This is a genomic window from Lacihabitans sp. CCS-44 (assembly GCF_024343735.1).
Taxonomy (GTDB): domain Bacteria; phylum Bacteroidota; class Bacteroidia; order Cytophagales; family Spirosomataceae; genus Leadbetterella.
The window spans coordinates 113,927-130,095 of record NZ_RJUE01000053.1 but is presented as its reverse complement, the minus strand read 5'-3'; the positions used below and the strand labels follow the sequence as shown (position 1 = coordinate 130,095).

The window sequence follows — 16,169 nt, the reverse complement described above, 5'->3', positions numbered from 1 at the left end:
CTTTTTTTGAGAACAAAAAAACAAAAGCTATTATGAAACAATTTGGAGAGTCAGTTGATGGGTACAATATTCCTGTTTTAAATGAGAGAGAAATTAGGGGAGCAGCAGGTATTTTGTTCCTCTTTATGTTAATATCTTTCATGCTAATCATGTTTGAGGCTGATTTTCTACTGATCAAGTACTTCATCACGGTATTTATGCTCGACATGGCCATTAGGGTTTTTATAAATCCTAAGTATTCTCCTTCACTCATTATTGCCCGGTTTATGGTTAGAAACCAGACGCCTCAATATGTTGGAGCTGCACAAAAGAAGTTTGCCTGGATTATTGGTCTCACGTTATCCACCGCTATGTTTATTCACATGATTATTTTTAATGCATACGGGCCAGCCAACGGTATTTCTTGCCTAATTTGTATGATTCTGATGTTTTTTGAGGTGGCTTTTGGCATTTGTATAGGTTGCAAAGTTTACGGCTTGTTCAATAAAGACACGGTGCAGTATTGCCCAGGAGAAGTTTGCGAACTAAAAGACAGACAAGAGATTCAGAAAACAACTGGTAAACAAGTATTGGTTCTTTTGGCTTTTGGGCTGCTTGTTGCAGGTATGATATTTTTCTTCAATGATTATTTTAGCAAAGGTCCACAAGATTTGATGGATGTTTTGAGAGGCATCAAGTAATCGGTATCCATGTTTTTTAGTTAAAAAAATGGTTTAATATTTTAACATACTTCAAAGTCTTTCTCGAACTCTTCTCATTTCCAACCTTTTGTGATAAAGTGAAATCTTGTCATTGAACAATTGGCCAGAAACAATATTGGATAAGAATAAAGCACTTCGTAAATCTGAATTTTTACTATCATTTGGTTAAAAGTTTCAAAATGGTTAGTTATCATACCAAAATTTTGAAGTTTTTCGTTTTAGAAATATTGATTCAAACAAAATCTATTCTATCTAAAAAATGTACAAAATACTGATTGCTTTCTTGTTTTTTGGATTATTTCAATGCGATGAACCAGAGATGAATGCCGAAGAAAGCTTGGCAGGGGAATGGCGTTATGTGGGTACTTTTAGTCATACGACTGATTATAAGTGTTATGTTTGTTCAGATTTTGATTATGAAAAAAGTTTATATCAACTCACATTTAATGATGAGAAATCATATACAGCAAAAATTAATCTATTGATAGGAAGGGGAGAATATTCAACAAGTGTTGAAAAGTCTGAAAATGATTCTATTTCGGGAACCTTCGAAAACTTAAATTTACAAATATTGAACAAGCCTTATGAAACCGAGGCGGATTCTAAATTCCAATCGATGTTTATCGAAGCAAACAATTTTGTCCTTTCTACAAATTCTAGTGGGCATGATTATGATGAACTTATTTTGGGTTCGAACAACAACGAGTATTTGCTTTTTGTAAGAAAATAACCTTTTTATATACCCCAAATACCCACTTTCTTAACCCTAGCCTGAATTTCGAGTTGGGCATACCCCCACGAGCTTGAGTATTTCTTGTAGTGAAGGGCCATTCCGGCTTTCACTAACTCTTGATTGAGATTTGTTCCGTTAGGCAAAATGACTTCACCAACCAATCGTCCATACCTGTCATATTCGTTGTTATGGACAATCTTTACAGTTTTTCTGTAACATTTTTCTGAAGTAAACCGCTTAGCATTTTGATAAAACGGCATTCCTCGCTCTGGACAATCTACATGTGCAAGCCTTATTCTTAGATTTTTACCAACCCTTGTTTTAGATCTCGGATCACTCGAAACCATCCTTAGTTCAATGGTGTCTCCATCCATTACACCCACAACATCAGAGCTTAGGGTTTGAAAAATAAGAAAGACCTTAATAAATAAGGAAAGGCTAAATGTCATTTTTGGCACGTTTTTGTAGCTACAAAGCTAAAAACCATTTATCCGGTTTTTCCACCTTTTAATAATTTTTTTGGAAATAATTTGGAATACTAAACAGTGTTCATTTAGTTTGTGGTGTTAAGTAAAAATACTATTGTTTAAAAATAATGGGTGTAGCAGATAGAAAAGAGCGAGAAAAAGAAGAGATGAAAACCAAGATATTGGAGGCAGCTAAAAAGTTGTTTCTTGATCATGGTTTTGAGAAAACTTCCATCCGAAATATTGCCGAGGAAATAGAATACAGTCCTGGTACAATTTATCTATATTTTAAGGATAAAAACGAGCTGCTGTTTGCATTGCACCAAGAGGCTTTTCAGGGTTTGATAGCCAAGTTTATGGTGGTAGCACCTATTGTTGATCCTTTTGAGCAGCTAATTGCTATGGGGCATGAGTATTTAAAATTTGCTATAGAAAATCCAGAGTTGTATGAATTGATGTTTCTCATGACAGCCCCGATAGAAGCACTAGAATGTAGGTGTGATGTGTGGGAAGATGGCCACACTGCTCTCAATATGCTCATAGCAATTATAGAAGCATGCAAAACCCAGGGTTATTTTAAAGGGCAAGATTCAGATGATTTGGCAATGATGATTTGGGCTAATGTGCATGGCTTTGCGAGTTTACATCTCAGAAGACGCATGTCGATGTTTCCCGAAGAAGAGCGTATTCCGAGATTACAAAGAGCCTTGGAAGTAATGATTGAGTCACTCAGAAAATTATAATGACATGAATATCAATCAGATACTTTTCGCTTTAAATGCTATTATTCTCTTTTTTGTGGCTGCTATACATTTTTATTGGGCATTTGGGGGTAAATGGGGAGCAAATGCGGTTTTACCACAAATGAATTCTGAGAAACGGGTATTTACACCTTCACCAATAGCTACAGTGGCAGTGGCCATTCCATTTCTGATAATAAGTCTAATATTTGCCCAAGCAGCAGGGTGGTTTGATTTTGAGATTGTGGGCCAGTATTTATCACGTCTATTACTCATCTTAGTGGCAATATTTGCAATCAGAGCAATGGGGGATTTTAAATATGTGGGATTTTTTAAGAAAATAAAAAATACAGATTTTGCCATAAACGATACTAAATATTTTACGCCACTTTGTGCTTTTGTGGCCATTACACTCTTGATAGCCATTTATATTTAATGAAAAAAATACTAATCATCCAGGGTCATCCAGACGAAGAGAGTTATTGTAGGGCTTTGGGAAATTCCTACAAAATGGGAGCCATAAGTGAGGGTGCTGAAGTGCAAGAAATTGTAGTAAGTGAGATGAGTTTCAATCCCAATTTAAATTTTGGATACAGAAAACGCACAGAGCTAGAGCCCGACCTTTTGGCAGCCCAGCAGAAAATAAAGTGGGCCGATCATCTGGTTATTATTTACCCACTTTGGTGGGGTGGTATGCCAGCACTTCTGAAAGGCTTTTTCGATAGGACATTTCTTCCGGGGTTTGCTTTTCAGAAAAGAGAAAACTCAGTTTGGTGGGATAAATATCTGACTGGAAAATCAGCCAGAGTAATAACCACCATGGATCAGCCACCCTGGTATCATTGGCTTATTTATGGCGAACCCGCACACAAAGCTATGAAAAAAATGATTTTAGAATTTTGTGGAATAAAACCAGTAAAAATCACATCGATTGGCCCAATAAGGTTTTCAACTGACGAATTCAGAAAAAAACATTTAGAAAAAGTAAATACCCTTGGTTCAAAACAAATTTAAAAAATGAAGACCCTATTAAAACTTGAAGATTTTGCTGAATTCCTTTTCGGAATATTCTTTTTTGGATTGCTCAGTTATGAATGGTGGTGGTTTCCAGCACTTTTGCTAGTGCCTGATTTATCGATGATTGGCTATTTGATAAACCCCAAAATAGGTGCTTGGTTGTATAATTTAGCCCACCACAAAGGAGTTGCAATTCTCTGTATCATATTTGGTTATGCTTTGGGCAAGAATGAAATGAGCTTGGCTGGGGCTATCTTGCTTTCGCACTCAGCTATGGACAGAATGTTTGGCTACGGCTTAAAACACGAATCAGGATTTAAAAATACACATTTAGGTATCATCGGAAAAAACTAAAAATAAAGTATGTTTAAAGATTTCATAGGAAAAGAAGCAAAAGAGGTAAGTCCGTCGCCGTTTGGAAGGTGGCTGAATGGCAAACTCGTGGCTGTTCAAAAAGGCAGTATGACCGTAGAGCTAGTTGTGAGAGAGGAATTTACCAATCCAGTTGGAATTATGCACGGCGGAGTCATAGCTGGAGTGATAGATGAGGTGATAGGAATGACCACATTTACTTTGGGTAACACCGGGTTTTACGTGGCTATAAATCTTAATATCGATTTTTTAAGACCGGGAAAGTTAGGCGAAAAACTCACCGTAATATCAGAAGTAATCAGAGATGGCCGGACTATGGCTCACGCGGAGTGCAAAGTATATAATGAAGAAGGCAAATTGATGGCCAAGGCGGCTTCCAACCTAGCACTTACAAATCGATAGAGAGCATGAAAAAACTATATCTCATCTTAATGTTGAGCTTTTTTGGGCAGAAAGTAGATGCCCAATCGAACATTTTACAAACCTACATCAACCAAGGTTTGGAGAGTAATCTTTCGTTGAAACAAGAGAATTTGGAGCTACAAAAAGCTCTGAAAAGTATTGATATTGCTAAATCTAATCTTTTTCCAAAGATAAGTTTTTCGCCTACTTATTCATTGGCAGCGGGTGGTCGTAGACTAGAATTTCCGATAGGTGACTTGCTCAATCCCGTGTATTCGACTTTAAACAAACTCACCAATACCAACAATTTTCCACAGGTCGAAAACGTCAATCAGCAGTTGGCTCCGAATAATTTTCACGACACCAAATTTGCCGTTCAATACCCGATTTTTAACCCAGACATAAAAAACAACATTGCTCTGCAAAAGGAAATTTTGCAGTCAGAATACGCTAAAAAACGGTTTTTAGAATATGAACTCAGGCACAACATTGAGCATGCGTATTATCAATATTTGCAGTCGTTGGAGGCAATAAAGATTTACGGGAATTCGAAATCTGTTTTGCAGGATTTGAATGTTTTGAACCAAAAGTTGCTGGCCAATCATGTGATTTTGAAAGATGTAGTGTTGACTTCGGAGTATGAATTAGAGAAACTGGAGCAACAAATCATCGAAGCAAAAAAGAACAATGATTTGGCCAAGGCGTATTTTAATTTCTTGATAAATAGATCGTTAGAAGAACCCATTTTGGCAGATACAAGTTTAATCCAAAGTTTGCCTATCGTCAGTGATCTAGGATTTTACTCGCAAGCTTCATTTTCAAACCGTCCAGAATTTGACCAAATCAATAGTGGAAAAAGAATAAACCAATCGTTGCTCAACCTTCAAGAAAAAAACGCCAAATTACCCCAGGTTTTTATTGGAGCCAATACCGGTTTTCAAGGCTTTGGTTATAGTTTTTCTAATCAGGCATATTTGGTGGCTCAGTTGGGCTTGACTTGGGATTTGTTTCACGGTTATGAGAAAAAGCACAAAATAGAACAAACCAAGATTTCGACAGAAATATTGAATGTAAAATTAGAAGAAGTAAAAAGCCAAATGCAGCTGCAGGTGGTGCAAAAATACAAAGAGTTGCAGGCGAGTATTTCTAACCTGACTTCAGCAAAAGGAGGAATAGAGAAAACGCAAAAGATATTCGATTTGGTAAGTAGTAGGTACAAAAACGGGAATGCTATTTTTATGGAAGTCTCTAAAGCACAAAATGATTTGTTGATTGCCCAACTCACCGAATCGTTAATTAAGTATGATATATGGGTAAAATATGCGGATTTGAAAAAAGTAAGCGGAATCTGAGTGGGGATTAGTAGAATTATGAGGTGCGTATTTTCACAATGGATTAAGTTTTAATAAAAACAAAAAATATTTGAGGCAGAAAAATTTCCAAAAAATATGAAAAAATTATTTTTTATTACATTAACAATCAGTGGCTTATTGTTTTCTTGCAAGAGCAATGAAAAGAAAGAAAAAGTAGCTGTTGATACGCAATTGCAAACCATAGAGGTGGCAACTGTGGAAAGTAAAAATCTTACGGATCAAATCAACGCCTCGGGGGTTTTGGTGTCAAAGTCAGAGCTTAAGTTGGCTTTCAAAACGGGTGGAATGATAAAACGGATGTATGTCTCTGAGGGACAGTCTGTTGCTGCCGGACAACTTTTGGCCGAACTAGATATGTCAGAAATAGACGCTCAAGTAAATCAAACTAAAATAGGTCTTCAAAAAGCCAAAAGGGATTTTGAAAGAGTAAAAAAACTTTATGACGACCAAGCCGCCACACAGACCAATCTACAGGACGCCACAAGTGGACTAGAGCTTGCTACTGAAACAGCCGCAGCGGCTGAATTTAACCGTAAACTTTCAAAAATATTTGCCCCAGCATCGGGTAGGATTCTAAGAAAAATAGCAGAGCAGGGCGAACTGATTGTGCCGTTTTCGCCTGCCATAATTCTGGGAACTGGTGCAAACGCCTATATATTAAATGTAGGTTTGGCCGACAAGGAAATTGTGAAACTGAAGATTGGAGATAAGGCAGCTGTACAGCTCGACGCCTACCCGTATGAGAACTTTACGGCCAAAGTGACCCAAATGGCCCAGACTATTAACCCGGCCACTGGCACATTTGAGGTTGAGCTAGAAATGTTGCCCACCAATAAAAAGTTGATATCGGGCTTTGTGGCAAAAGTAAACCTTCAGCCAAGTACAAGCAACAACAGTTTGGTGCTGCCCATCACCGCAGTTGTAGAGGCTGATGCCCAAAATGCATTTGTCTATGTATTTGATTCGGGCTCCAGTAAAGTGTCTAAAAAGCCAGTAAAAATTGGAAAAATTTATGAGGATACGGTTGAACTTATTTCTGGCCTGAACTCTGGAGATAAGATAGTGACCCGAGGAAGTGGTTTTGTAACAGATGGAGAAAAAGTCAAATTATTTAATCCATAAGAAGCTTTAAACGATGAAAATAACAGATTTTTCGGTAAAAAACCACCAGTTTACTATTATCATTTTTATAATGATAATTGCCCTTGGTATCAGCTCTTTGTTCAACATGCCCAAGGCCGAAGACCCAGTACTGAAGGCCACCTTCAACTCCATAGTTGTGGTGTATCCAGGCACAAGTCCTGAGGACATGGAAAAACTAATTTTGGAACCTATCGAAGACAAACTGAGTAGTATTGCTGACGTTAAGAAGATGATTTCTTATGCCAACGACGGCGTGGCTTCCATAGTCATAGAGTTTAATCACAACGTAAAAGAAGACGAAAAAAACAACGAAGTGCTTCGAGAACTAAATAGCATCAGAAGCAAACTCCCGCAAGATATATTCTCCATAGAAGTTTTTAAATATACCCCGGAAACCGTAAATATCATACAGGCGGCCTTTTTGTCGGAAACGGCTTCTTACAACGAACTCAAAACTTATGCGGAAGATCTTAAAATAAAAATTAAGAAAATCAAAGATATAAAGGACGTAGATATACACGCTGCTCCTGAAAGAATTGTCCGTATCGCGATCAACACTGATAGGTTAGCACAATTTAAAATTCCTTTGAGTAGGATTATGCAAATCGTACAGTCTGAAAATGTAAACATACCTGCTGGTGCTATAGAAATTGGCGACCGTAAAATAAATGTGAAAACGTCGGGTTCTTATGAATCCCTTGACGAAATAAAGAACACAGTAATAAGTACATCAGGCACACAAATTACCTATTTGAGAGATGTGGCCGAGGTAAACTTTGGTTATGAAGACGAAACTTATTTGGCTCGACTAAATGGCAAAAGAGGGGTTTTTATAACGGCATCTCAAAAGAAAAACACCAATATTTTTGATGTAAATAAGATACTATCTCCACTGCTCGAAGACTTTGAAAAGACACTTCCGAATCACATCAAGTTTGAGAAAAGCTTCGACCAAGCACAGAGTGTCTCCAAAAGACTTTTAGGTTTGGGAAGAGATTTTGCCATTGCTATTGTTTTGGTTTTAATTACGCTCATACCGCTCGGTTTTAGAGCGGCTTTGATTGTAATGATTTCTATTCCGCTTTCGTTGGCTATCGGTTTGGCGGGTTTAGATATTTTAGGCTATGGTATTAATCAGCTTTCAGTGGTTGGTTTGGTTATTTCATTGGGTTTACTGGTGGATGATTCCATAGTGGTGGTGGAGAATATCGCTAGGTATTTGCGAATGGGATATACCAGAAAACAAGCAGCCACTGAAGCCACAAAACAGATAAGTTTGGCGGTTTTGGGCTGTACAGCTACCCTGATTTTTGCCTTTTTGCCTTTGACTTTTTTGCCAGAATCTGCCGGGGATTTTATCCGAAGCTTGCCTATGGCGGTTATTACTACGGTTTTAGCTTCGCTTTTTGTGTCTTTGACTATTGTTCCGTTTCTGGCTAGTTTATTGATGCCAAAAGAAGAGGCCGAACACGGAAACGTTTTTTTGCAGTTTTTGAATAGAGCCATAGATGGTTCTTACAAAAAAATATTAAATTGGTCTTTGGCCAATCCTTTCAAAACCCTCGGTGTAGCTATTTTGATATTTGTTGGAAGTTTGGCACTTATCAAGGTAATAGGCATAAGTGTTTTCCCAAAATCAGAAAAACCACAGTTCCTGATAAACATTGAAACACCACTGGGTACGTCCTTGAAAGTTACAGATAAAGCCGTGCGATTTGTAGAAAAAATACTTTCTGAAAATGAATTGGTGAAAAATTACGCCTCAAATATTGGTAAAGACAATCCCAGAATTTATTACAACATTCTGCCAAGAGGAGGCACGGCCAGCAATACTGCCCAGGTTTTTGTACAACTGCAAGAAGAAACTGAGGTGCCAGAGAGAACCGCCTACATAAACGAACTCAGGACTAAATTCCAGAATTATCCAGGAGCCAAAATCAAAGCTATAGAGTTTGAGCAAGGAGCACCCGTGGAAGCTCCATTGGCAGTAAGGATTTTTGGGGAAAATTTAGATTCGCTCAGAAGTGTTGCTTTAAAAGTGGAGGGACTTTATAAATCTACTGAAGGAACCATATATGTAAACAATCCGATTGGAGCAGTGAATACAGACTTACGGGTAGACATTAACAAAGATAAGGCCGGTATGTTGGGCATTGCTACTGCTGAGATTGATCGAAACGTCAGAATGGCTATTTCGGGTCTAAGTTTGGGTACATTTCAAGATAGAAGTGGAGATGATTATCAGATAAACATTACTTTGCCTAGAGGGAAAACGGTTTCGGCCGATGTTTTTGATAATATATATGTATCCACGCCCACAGGAGCTCAGGTGCCCTTGTCTCAGCTGGCTACCATTCATTTCGAAACCTCCCCTAACCGAATTCAGCATTACGACCAAGAACGTTTTACGAGCGTAACGGCCTTTATAGCAGACGGGTATTTGACGCCGGATGTTCAAAAAGTTTTCAAAGAAAAATTAGACAAGTACCAATTGCCAAAGGGCTACAGCATAACTACCGCTGGTGAAGAAGAACAAAGGGCTCAAACTTTTGGTGGATTAGGCACTATTATAATCATCACTATTTTCGGCATTTTGGCCATTTTAGTATTAGAATTCAAGACTTTCAAGAGTTCTTTCATCGTCTTGTCGGTTATTCCACTCGGGGTTATTGGGGCGGTAGGTATTTTGTTTTTTGCAGGATATAGTCTTTCATTTACGGCTATTGTGGGTATTATAGCTTTGGCAGGTATTGAGGTAAAAAACTCCATATTGTTGGTGGATTACACCAACTATCTCAGAAAAGAAGAAGGCTTGTCAATTGATGATGCCATCGAAAAAGCGGGTAAAACGAGGTTTATTCCTATTGTTTTGACTACCATGACAGCCATTGGAGGCCTAATTCCGTTGGTTTTGGAGCATTCACCGTTATACTCACCGCTGGCTTTGGTTATTATTGGGGGTTTGATTTCGTCCTTGATTCTGACCAGAATAGTTACACCGGTGATGTACAAATTGTTGCCACCAAGTGTAAAATAGTTGTTTGTTTTATCTTGGGTGTTTTTTTTAGCAAAACTCAGAATAGCATAGAAATAAACCACTCTTTCAATACTTTTGACAAAATCTTAAATTTGAAAATTATGAAAATCCTTGGTTTACGAACAACCATATACAAAGTATCAGATATGGAAAAGGCGAAGAAATGGTATGTGGACTTTTTAGATTTTGATCCTTATTTTGATGAACCATTTTATGTGGGCTTCAATGTGGCTGGCTATGAGTTGGGCTTACAGCCAGAGGAAGGGTTGCAAAGCTCAGAAAAGGCAGACTCGGTTATTACGTATTGGGGAGTAGAAAATGTTTCTGAATCATTTCAAACGCTGATAAGTTTGGGAGCAAAGCCTCACGAAGAACCCACCGAAGTGGGTGGAGGCATAATCGTGGCATCGCTTAAAGACCCTTGGGAAAACATCATCGGCTTGATTTTTAATCCACATTTTAGTCTTTCTTGAGTATTTTACTAAAAGTTAAACTGGGCCTGAAGTCTCAAGGTATTACCTTTTTGATGATTTACTGGTTTCGTATAATCTTCAAAAGTTCTATCCGAAATCATATAAAGTGCTACCAATTCAAAATAATTTTTGACCTGATATTCTACTCCTATTTCCATGTCCTTTACTATATATTTTCGAGCGTCTATTTCGAATTTCTTGCCACCATTATAGTACTGATATTTTATGAAAGGAATAATTTCGTACTTCTCCTTTTTGATTCTATACATAGTTTGCACATAACCGCCTTTGAGATTCTGTAGAGTCGTAGTTTTTGCTATTGGATCAAACTCCGGCCCTTTTCCTACATTATATTCAGCCTGAAAACCGAGCGGTTGAGGATAGATTACTAAACTGCCTGCTATACGTTTGTCATCAAAAGTGTTGGATGTCAACTTGTTGCCTGTCGAAGTAGCTATGGTGTATTTACCAGTAATAGCCTGAACGCTGGCTTCAATAAACTGGCCGTTTTTTAATTTGAACGGATAGGTTAATCGAGCAACTTTGTGTAGATTATTGTTTAGTTCCTCACGATTGGCTGTTTGACCATTGTAAAAACCGAACCCAAAAACTCCGTAGTCTCCGCTTCCTTTAAGTCCAGTACTTACCAACGACGAAAACCTCGATCTGATTTCTTTTGGGGCATAATAAAAGAACCCACCAAGGTCGCGTTCGTTAGATACCGCACTGTTGAGGGCGTCGTTTCTATCCAATGTCAATCTGTTCTGTGAAGACTGCATATTTTCAAATCCATAAGGTACCTTGCTCTGTCCCAGTCGGATTCTGAACTCTTTATTTTTCTCTAGGGCTAAGTCAAAATAAGCGTCTCTTATTTGAAAAGCGTGCTGAAAAGTGGAGCTCGGACTAGACACGAAATCTGGTTGTATATATATGTAAAGACGATCTGAAATGTCTCCGGAAAGTATCAATCGGCCTCTTCTAAGAAAAAAACCTCCATTCTCGCCTAGGGATTTGTCACATTGGTCGCATTTGAGTGCTGGGTTTGTTTCGAAAAGACGGTTATAGCGGAGTTGTGCATAGCCTCTTAATTGAATCTTTTCAAACCATTTTTTTGGTGAAACTTCTGCGGGTTTTGTCTGTGCAAAGGCATATGCATACGCAACGACAAAGATTGTCGTGAATACTGTTTTTCTCATTGATTCTTATTGGTAATTTTTCGGAATTTACTCCGAATTATAAACTGCTATTTTAGAGCTATTTATAATTATGCTGCAAAATTCACAATAATTAGCGGCACCACTAAATTATCAATGTTATGAAATTGTTAAGTTTGTATTAAAATTTGTGGCCTTGGCAAATGATTTGCTGCTCAAATCATAGAAAAAGTGTCTTCAATCTCATTGGGATTAACTTTTAGCAGTCCTGCCAATACAAGTAAAACCAAAGTTCTGCTGGCAATTTTTTTAGGGATTTCAGCTATTTCACAAAACTTCGAGACTGTTATTTCTTTTTTCTGATCAAGATATTTCATCAACAAATTCTCTTTTTCGCCGTAAACAAATTTGTAACCTTTGTCTTTTTTCTTACCTTTTAGAATTTCTTTAACTTCCTTACTCGCTTGGATCGACTTGTCTGCACTTCTGACAAATATTTTACGTTCGTCTGGAATTCCATTTAAATCAAGACAGTGAGGTTTGTTTTCGCTAGCCAATATATCATAGACAAGTACTTCTTTTTCATTTTCAAGTCTGATTTTTTCCAGCTTATAGTTTACTTCAGGAAATATAAATTTCTCAATGCTTTTAGAGATAATATACTCGTCTTCGTCAGGATACTTCAGGCCAATAAGTTCTTTATCATCTGCCACTCCAATTAGCAATTTCCCTCCATCAGAATTGGCAAATGCCACCACTTCTTTCATTATTTTGTCTGGATGATTACTTTTTAGTTTAAATTCAAGATGCTGCCCTTCTCCTTGTCTGACCAACTGCCTCAGGGTTTTTAGTTCAGGTCTTTCGAAGTGTTTAGTTATAGTCATGATTTTATAGGCTCTGTTGTTCAAATATACTAAACAGAAATCATAAAAAAAACACCCCGATTGGAGGTGTTTATTTTATTAAATCAGAGAATACGCTTAATATTCGTCTTCATTAAAGAAGAAGTCTTCTTTGGTTGGATAATCCGGCCATATCTCTTCGATATTTTCGTAAGGCTGACCATCGTCTTCCAATTCTGACAAATTCTCAATCACTTCATTTGGAGCTCCTGACCTTATAGAAAAATCTATCAATTCGTCTTTAGTTGCTGGCCATGGGGCGTCTTCCAAATAAGAAACAAGTTCTAGTGTCCAGTACATATTCCCACTCGTTTTAGTTAAAAATCCTTTTAAATTTGGCTGCAAAAGTATAAAAAACTTTGACAGTAAAACGTAATTAATAAAAAAAATTGTCATAAATTCCCAAAAAAAAGGCTAATTCGTGCTATTAGTCTAATTTTCAGCATCTTAAATTTTTATAAATGACAAATTTTGCCAAAAAAAAACTTTTAGAAATATGTTGTTTTAGTCTGAAATCATGCAAAAACGCAGAAAAAGGAGGAGCTGACAGAATAGAACTTTGTGGAGGTTTGCTAGAAGGCGGCACCACGCCCAGTGTGGGGCTTTTGAAGTCCGTAGTGGATGAAATTTCTATTCCAGCTTATGTCATGATTCGGCCTAGAGGTGGCGATTTTCTTTACCACAATTACGAACTCCAAGAGATGATTACTGACATTAAAATTCTGAAAGAATACAAGCCTGCAGGTTTTGTGATTGGGACACTTGCTCCTAACGGCGACATAGATTTGGCAACAAACGCAAGATTGCTCGAAGCCATAGGGGATTTTCCAGTTACGTTTCATCGGGCATTTGATATGTGCAAAAATCCACATTTGGCTATTGAGCAACTCATCTCGCTGGGTATAGAAAATATCCTCACTTCGGGTCAGCATCAAACAGCTATTGAAGGAGTAGCCAACCTAAAAGAATACAAAGGGATAGCTTCGAACAGAATAAACATAATGGCTGGCAGTGGTGTAAAGCCGACAAATATTCTAGAAATAGCTACAGCAGATTTAGACGCATTTCATTTTTCAGCAAAAAAATCTTTCTCAAGCAAAATGACTTTTAGAAATCCAAATATAAACATGGGAGACAAAGACGCAGACGAATATTTGAACTATGAAGCAGACCTAGAATTAATAAAACAAGCCAAGGCTGTTATTGAAACACTATATACAGCGTAACAGAGTGTGTTTTTAATTTATCTACATAACTCAGGAAACTCGAGCGATTTCCACCTGGATTTATCATGTTTTTTATACCGTGTGAAAAATGAAGTTCTGGAGTAACTTTAAAATACTCTCTGAAAAGCTCCAAGCCCATCCCATATTCTACCGAAAAATCACTCGTTTTGGTGGTAAAATTGTCCACTTTTGTGATATTGTTTTTCTTGTTCACGACATTAGTTTCAAAGCCATATTTTAATCCAGCAAATACAAACATTCGTGAGTTGTTTCTTCGCTCCGACTTGTACTTGAGTTGAACAGGTATCTCAAACCACGCTTTATCTTCTTGATTGTGGGCTAAGCTGTCGTTTTCTAAAAGTTTTCTGGAATAAATAGCTACCGAAAGTGGAGAAAACCTAAAATCAAGGTAGTCGTTGATGTAAATATTTACCAAACCACCTGCTTTAATGCCTGTTGAAGTAGGTGAGCTGATGGCATACACTTTACCATTGTTTACATCAGCCAGATAAGAATTGTTGAACTTTATTTTATAATGTGTACTGGCCAAGCCCAAAAAATATCCAAAATGTACCTTTTTGTTATCGTAATTTGGCTGAAATTTGGTCTGAATTTGACCAAATGCGAAATTTGTCCAACTTGCTAGGACTATTACTACTATTACTTCTTTCCTAAATATATTGAGCATATACCAAATGTAAGGGTTTTTGCGGAGGTTTCTTTGAAACCTGCCTGTTCGAAAACATCTAAGAAGGCTTTACCATCAGGAAAGGCTTTAACAGACTCGGGCAAATAACTATATGCCGAGCTGTCTTTTGACACCAATTTGCCGATTATAGGTAAAATCTTAGTAGAGTAAAACCAATAGAATTGTTTAAATGGAAAACTAGCCGGTTTTGAGAATTCTACTACCAAACAAGTGCCGCCTGGTTTTAAAACACGGCACATGTCTGTGAGTCCTTTCAATAAATTCTCGAAATTTCTTACACCGAAAGAAACGATGACGGTATCAAAAGTATTGTCGTTGAAGAGCAATTTCTCCGAATCGCCCATCTGAAGTTCTATTTTGTTGCTTAATCCAAGTTTTTTGATTTTCTCTTTGCCAACATTGAGCATTCCTTCAGAAATATCAACCCCAATAATCTTATCAACTTTCAAGATTTTATTGGCTTCAATGGCCAGGTCGCCCGTACCTGTTGCTATGTCCAATACCAAATCGTTTTTTCGGTCTTTTATCATACCGAGGGCCTTTTTTCTCCAATAAATATCAACACCTCCGCTTAGCAGTCTATTCAGAAAATCGTATTTACCAGATATGCTGTCAAACATGTCCGCTACCTGTTCTTTTTTGCTGTCGTTACTATCTTTGTAGGGTACTACACTCATTGTATTAGTTCTTTATTGATATTTTTTGCTATTGCTGGTCCTTCATAAATAAATCCCGAGTATACTTGCACCAGACTTGCACCGGCTTCAAGTTTCTCTTTGGCATCTTCGGCATTGTATATTCCTCCTGCACCAATTATGCCAAACATACCACCGCTTTTTTGGCTTAAATATTTGATTACCTGAGTTGAACGATTTTTTAATGGTTTGCCTGATAATCCCCCAGCTCCAATGTTTTCTACCTCAGTGCTGTCTGTTTTTAAGTTGGCTCTCGACAAAGTGGTATTTGTGGCTATTACGCCGGCAATTCCAGTTTCTGTTACTATTTCCACAATGTCATCGAGTTGAGAATCTGTGAGGTCGGGAGCTATTTTAAGTAAAACTGGTTTTTTGTGCTTTTGGTTTTCTAATTGTAATGCAGCGAGTATTTTCTTTAGCGGTTCTTTTTCTTGTAAATCCCTAAGTCCCGGTGTATTTGGCGAAGAGACATTCACCACAAAATAGTCGACATGATCAGCCAATCCTTTGAAGGCAATCAAATAATCGCTAAGAGCATCTTCGTTTTCGGTCAATTTGTTTTTACCAATATTTCCACCAACAATTATTTTAGAATTTCGCTTTTTCAGATTTTTAACCACTTCTTCCACACCACCATTGTTAAAACCCATACGGTTTATAAGGGCTTCGTCCTTTTTTAGTCTGAATAGTCGCGGTTTTGGGTTGCCATCTTGGGGCTTTGGTGTAACAGTACCTATTTCTATAAATCCAAAGCCTAGACAATCCAATTCGTCTATCCAAAGAGCGTTTTTGTCAAAACCAGCCGCCAATCCTACAGGGTTTTTGAAATCTAAACCTAAAAAATTACGATGTAAACTCGCAGATTTTACTTCTAAATTGCCCTTTAAAATATTTTTTACTCCCGGGATTTTGCAAACAAAACTCAAACAATCCATTGCAAAATAATGAATTCGTTCAGGGTCAAACTTGGTAAGAACAGGAAAAACGAGATTTTTGTAAAGCGACAAGATTTTTGATTGGTTTAA

General features: G+C 37.5%; 19 protein-coding genes. 12 read left to right on the top strand and 7 right to left on the bottom strand.

What is annotated here, in order from left to right; translation table 11 throughout:
- Positions 1 to 32: 32 nt before the first annotated feature.
- Together EGI26_RS08935 and EGI26_RS08930 are read left to right on the top strand one after the other, a co-directional pair.
- The gene (locus EGI26_RS08935; protein WP_255077790.1) at positions 33 to 680 is read left to right on the top strand and encodes a DUF4395 domain-containing protein; all 648 of its coding nucleotides are present in this window, start codon (positions 33 to 35) and stop codon (positions 678 to 680) included.
- 280 nt (positions 681 to 960) lie between these two features.
- Entirely contained in the window at positions 961 to 1,431 is a 471-nt protein-coding gene (locus EGI26_RS08930; RefSeq protein ID WP_255077789.1) for a hypothetical protein, read from the top strand.
- 5 nt (positions 1,432 to 1,436) lie between these two features.
- On the opposite strand, the gene EGI26_RS08925 is transcribed toward EGI26_RS08930, so the two are convergent.
- On the bottom strand, positions 1,437 to 1,883 hold the full coding sequence (locus EGI26_RS08925) for a thermonuclease family protein (RefSeq protein ID WP_255077788.1): 447 nt from the start codon (positions 1,881 to 1,883) through the stop codon (positions 1,437 to 1,439).
- A 146-nt stretch (positions 1,884 to 2,029) separates the two neighbouring features.
- On the opposite strand from EGI26_RS08925, the gene EGI26_RS08920 reads away from it, so the two are divergent.
- The 9 genes from EGI26_RS08920 (at position 2,030) to EGI26_RS08880 (ending at position 10,458) form a co-directional block, all read left to right on the top strand.
- On the top strand, positions 2,030 to 2,644 hold the full coding sequence (locus tag EGI26_RS08920) for a TetR/AcrR family transcriptional regulator (RefSeq protein WP_255077787.1): 615 nt from the start codon (positions 2,030 to 2,032) through the stop codon (positions 2,642 to 2,644).
- A 4-nt stretch (positions 2,645 to 2,648) separates the two neighbouring features.
- Positions 2,649 to 3,077: a DUF3995 domain-containing protein gene (locus tag EGI26_RS08915; RefSeq protein ID WP_255077786.1), complete on the top strand. Its 429-nt coding sequence runs from the start codon at positions 2,649 to 2,651 to the stop codon at positions 3,075 to 3,077.
- Positions 3,077 to 3,655, top strand: a complete 579-nt coding sequence (locus tag EGI26_RS08910; protein ID WP_255077785.1) for an NAD(P)H-dependent oxidoreductase — start codon at positions 3,077 to 3,079, stop codon at positions 3,653 to 3,655. Before EGI26_RS08915 ends, EGI26_RS08910 begins: the two co-directional genes overlap by 1 nt.
- A gap of 3 nt (positions 3,656 to 3,658) precedes the next feature.
- Positions 3,659 to 4,012, top strand: a complete 354-nt coding sequence (locus tag EGI26_RS08905; protein WP_255077784.1) for a DUF4260 domain-containing protein — start codon at positions 3,659 to 3,661, stop codon at positions 4,010 to 4,012.
- A gap of 9 nt (positions 4,013 to 4,021) precedes the next feature.
- Positions 4,022 to 4,432 (top strand): PaaI family thioesterase, encoded by a 411-nt coding sequence (locus tag EGI26_RS08900; protein WP_255077783.1) that lies wholly within the window; start codon positions 4,022 to 4,024, stop codon positions 4,430 to 4,432.
- A 5-nt stretch (positions 4,433 to 4,437) separates the two neighbouring features.
- Positions 4,438 to 5,784 carry a TolC family protein gene (locus EGI26_RS08895; RefSeq protein WP_255077782.1) on the top strand — a complete coding sequence of 449 codons (1,347 nt, stop codon included), beginning with the start codon at positions 4,438 to 4,440 and terminating at the stop codon, positions 5,782 to 5,784.
- A gap of 96 nt (positions 5,785 to 5,880) precedes the next feature.
- Positions 5,881 to 6,927 (top strand): efflux RND transporter periplasmic adaptor subunit, encoded by a 1,047-nt coding sequence (locus EGI26_RS08890; RefSeq protein ID WP_255077781.1) that lies wholly within the window; start codon positions 5,881 to 5,883, stop codon positions 6,925 to 6,927.
- Between the two features lie 13 nt (positions 6,928 to 6,940).
- Complete coding sequence (locus EGI26_RS08885; protein WP_255077780.1) at positions 6,941 to 9,985, top strand: efflux RND transporter permease subunit; 3,045 nt, start codon at positions 6,941 to 6,943, stop codon at positions 9,983 to 9,985.
- A 101-nt stretch (positions 9,986 to 10,086) separates the two neighbouring features.
- Positions 10,087 to 10,458 carry a VOC family protein gene (locus EGI26_RS08880; protein ID WP_255077779.1) on the top strand — a complete coding sequence of 124 codons (372 nt, stop codon included), beginning with the start codon at positions 10,087 to 10,089 and terminating at the stop codon, positions 10,456 to 10,458.
- A gap of 8 nt (positions 10,459 to 10,466) precedes the next feature.
- Here the strand turns inward: EGI26_RS08880 and EGI26_RS08875 are convergent, their stop codons facing one another.
- From EGI26_RS08875 to EGI26_RS08865, 3 genes are all read right to left on the bottom strand, one after another.
- Entirely contained in the window at positions 10,467 to 11,654 is a 1,188-nt protein-coding gene (locus EGI26_RS08875; protein ID WP_255077778.1) for a porin, read from the bottom strand.
- Positions 11,655 to 11,827: 173 nt separating this feature from the next.
- The gene (locus tag EGI26_RS08870; protein WP_255077777.1) at positions 11,828 to 12,496 is read right to left on the bottom strand and encodes a helix-turn-helix domain-containing protein; all 669 of its coding nucleotides are present in this window, start codon (positions 12,494 to 12,496) and stop codon (positions 11,828 to 11,830) included.
- A gap of 96 nt (positions 12,497 to 12,592) precedes the next feature.
- Positions 12,593 to 12,814: a DUF2795 domain-containing protein gene (locus EGI26_RS08865; RefSeq protein WP_013409416.1), complete on the bottom strand. Its 222-nt coding sequence runs from the start codon at positions 12,812 to 12,814 to the stop codon at positions 12,593 to 12,595.
- A 161-nt stretch (positions 12,815 to 12,975) separates the two neighbouring features.
- Here EGI26_RS08865 and EGI26_RS08860 point away from each other — a divergent pair, with 161 nt between their 5' ends.
- Positions 12,976 to 13,740, top strand: coding sequence for a copper homeostasis protein CutC (locus EGI26_RS08860; protein ID WP_255077776.1), 765 nt, complete (start codon positions 12,976 to 12,978; stop codon positions 13,738 to 13,740).
- Here EGI26_RS08860 and EGI26_RS08855 read toward each other — a convergent pair.
- The 3 genes from EGI26_RS08855 to EGI26_RS08845 are packed head-to-tail and all read right to left on the bottom strand — an operon-like array spanning position 13,715 to position 16,151.
- Positions 13,715 to 14,428, bottom strand: a complete 714-nt coding sequence (locus EGI26_RS08855) for a porin family protein (RefSeq protein ID WP_255077775.1) — start codon at positions 14,426 to 14,428, stop codon at positions 13,715 to 13,717. The genes EGI26_RS08860 and EGI26_RS08855 overlap by 26 nt on opposite strands.
- Entirely contained in the window at positions 14,401 to 15,126 is a 726-nt protein-coding gene (gene ubiE, locus EGI26_RS08850) for a bifunctional demethylmenaquinone methyltransferase/2-methoxy-6-polyprenyl-1,4-benzoquinol methylase UbiE (protein WP_255077774.1), read from the bottom strand. Before ubiE ends, EGI26_RS08855 begins: the two co-directional genes overlap by 28 nt.
- A complete protein-coding gene (locus EGI26_RS08845; RefSeq protein WP_255077773.1) occupies positions 15,123 to 16,151 on the bottom strand; it encodes a quinone-dependent dihydroorotate dehydrogenase in 1,029 nt (342 codons plus the stop codon). The genes ubiE and EGI26_RS08845 overlap by 4 nt, the downstream gene beginning before the upstream one ends.
- Positions 16,152 to 16,169 lie beyond the last annotated feature (18 nt).

Coding starts and splice junctions, on each gene's coding strand:
- EGI26_RS08920 (WP_255077787.1), top strand. CDS start 2,030: ATGGGTGTAGCAGATAGAAAAGAGCGAGAAAAAGAAGAGATGAAAACC.
- EGI26_RS08925 (WP_255077788.1), bottom strand. CDS start 1,883: ATGACATTTAGCCTTTCCTTATTTATTAAGGTCTTTCTTATTTTTCAA.
- ubiE (WP_255077774.1), bottom strand. CDS start 15,126: ATGAGTGTAGTACCCTACAAAGATAGTAACGACAGCAAAAAAGAACAG.
- EGI26_RS08930 (WP_255077789.1), top strand. CDS start 961: ATGTACAAAATACTGATTGCTTTCTTGTTTTTTGGATTATTTCAATGC.
- EGI26_RS08860 (WP_255077776.1), top strand. CDS start 12,976: ATGACAAATTTTGCCAAAAAAAAACTTTTAGAAATATGTTGTTTTAGT.
- EGI26_RS08905 (WP_255077784.1), top strand. CDS start 3,659: ATGAAGACCCTATTAAAACTTGAAGATTTTGCTGAATTCCTTTTCGGA.
- EGI26_RS08900 (WP_255077783.1), top strand. CDS start 4,022: ATGTTTAAAGATTTCATAGGAAAAGAAGCAAAAGAGGTAAGTCCGTCG.
- EGI26_RS08935 (WP_255077790.1), top strand. CDS start 33: ATGAAACAATTTGGAGAGTCAGTTGATGGGTACAATATTCCTGTTTTA.
- EGI26_RS08875 (WP_255077778.1), bottom strand. CDS start 11,654: ATGAGAAAAACAGTATTCACGACAATCTTTGTCGTTGCGTATGCATAT.
- EGI26_RS08855 (WP_255077775.1), bottom strand. CDS start 14,428: ATGCTCAATATATTTAGGAAAGAAGTAATAGTAGTAATAGTCCTAGCA.
- EGI26_RS08870 (WP_255077777.1), bottom strand. CDS start 12,496: ATGACTATAACTAAACACTTCGAAAGACCTGAACTAAAAACCCTGAGG.
- EGI26_RS08865 (WP_013409416.1), bottom strand. CDS start 12,814: ATGTACTGGACACTAGAACTTGTTTCTTATTTGGAAGACGCCCCATGG.
- EGI26_RS08885 (WP_255077780.1), top strand. CDS start 6,941: ATGAAAATAACAGATTTTTCGGTAAAAAACCACCAGTTTACTATTATC.
- EGI26_RS08880 (WP_255077779.1), top strand. CDS start 10,087: ATGAAAATCCTTGGTTTACGAACAACCATATACAAAGTATCAGATATG.
- EGI26_RS08890 (WP_255077781.1), top strand. CDS start 5,881: ATGAAAAAATTATTTTTTATTACATTAACAATCAGTGGCTTATTGTTT.
- EGI26_RS08910 (WP_255077785.1), top strand. CDS start 3,077: ATGAAAAAAATACTAATCATCCAGGGTCATCCAGACGAAGAGAGTTAT.
- EGI26_RS08915 (WP_255077786.1), top strand. CDS start 2,649: ATGAATATCAATCAGATACTTTTCGCTTTAAATGCTATTATTCTCTTT.
- EGI26_RS08895 (WP_255077782.1), top strand. CDS start 4,438: ATGAAAAAACTATATCTCATCTTAATGTTGAGCTTTTTTGGGCAGAAA.